The following is an 847-nucleotide window of genomic DNA, read 5'->3' on the forward strand; positions in this document are numbered from 1 at the left end:
GATTTTTTTTTTTTGTATAGTTCTTCTGTATATTCTAGCCCCCTCTTCTTAATATCTTCTGCTTCTGTTAAGTCCGTACCATTTCTGTCCTTTATTTTGCCCATCTTTGCATGAAATGTTCCCCTGGTATCTCTAACTTTCTTGAAGAGATCTCTAGTCTTTCCCATTCTGTTGTTTTCCTCTATTTCTTTGCATTGATCACTGAAGAAGGCTTTCTTATCTCTTCTTGCTATTCTTTGGAACTCTGCATTCAGATGTTTATATCTTTCCTTTTCTCCTTTGCTTTTTGCTTCCCTTCTTTTCACAGCTATTTGTAAGGCCTCCCCAGACAGCCATTTTGCTTTTTTGCATTTCTTTTCCATGGGGATGGTCTTGATCCCTGTCTCCTGTACAATGTCACGAACCTCATTCCATAGTTCATCAGGCACTCTATCTATCAGATCTAGGCCCTTAAATCTATTTCTCACTTCCACTGTATAATCATAAGGGATTTGATTTAGGTCATACCTGAATGGTCTAGTGGTTTTCTCCACTTTCTTCAATTTCAGTCTGAATTTGGCAATAAGGAGTTCATGATCTGAGCCACAGTCAGCTCCTGGTCTTGTTTTTGCTGACTGTATAGAGCTTCTCCATCTTTGGCTGCAAAGAATATAATCAATCTGATTTTGGTGTTGACCATCTGGTGATGTCCATGTGTAGAGTCTTCTCTTGTGTTGTTGGAAGAGGGTGTTTACTATGACCAGTGCGTTCTCTTGGCAAAACTCTATTAGTCTTTGCCCTGCTTCATTCCATATTCCAAAGCCAAATTTTCCTGTTACTCCAGGTGTTTCTTGACTTCCTACTTTTG

1 protein-coding gene is annotated in these 847 nt (G+C 39.2%); it reads right to left on the reverse strand.

Annotation, left to right across the window (positions count from 1 at the left end):
- Positions 1-847 (reverse strand): exonuclease/endonuclease/phosphatase family protein (locus IEX27_RS21745; protein ID WP_188723031.1); only part of this gene is annotated, 847 nt, incomplete at both ends.

Origin of the sequence: Nitratireductor aestuarii (assembly GCF_014641695.1) — a bacterium.
Classification (GTDB): domain Bacteria; phylum Pseudomonadota; class Alphaproteobacteria; order Rhizobiales; family Rhizobiaceae; genus Chelativorans; species Chelativorans aestuarii.